1 protein-coding gene is annotated in these 211 nt (G+C 80.1%); it reads left to right on the top strand.

Features of this window, described 5'->3' with window-relative positions; translation table 11 throughout:
• Positions 1-211 (top strand): hypothetical protein (locus QCD68_RS17415; protein ID WP_301223918.1); only part of this gene is annotated, 211 nt, incomplete at both ends.

Here is a 211-nt window from a genome sequence, read left to right as displayed (position 1 = left end):
GGCAGGAGCACCGACCGGGAGGCCCGCCCCGCCGTCCGCGCACCCCGCACCTTCCCCTTCGCGAGCGGCGACCGCACCATGGTCGACGCGATCACCGCGGCACCGGGGGGCCTCGTCGACCACCTCGGCCGGCACGGCCGCGGCAGCGCGCTGCGCGCGGTGACGGTCGCGACGCCCGGCCCCAACGCCGGGGCGCTCCGCCTGGTCTCCA

The organism is Curtobacterium sp. PsM8, from assembly GCF_030433875.1.
In the GTDB taxonomy this organism is placed as follows: Bacteria; Actinomycetota; Actinomycetes; order Actinomycetales; family Microbacteriaceae; genus Curtobacterium.
The sequence above is the reverse complement of the archived record's forward strand: the minus strand, read 5'-3'. Positions and strand labels throughout refer to the sequence as shown.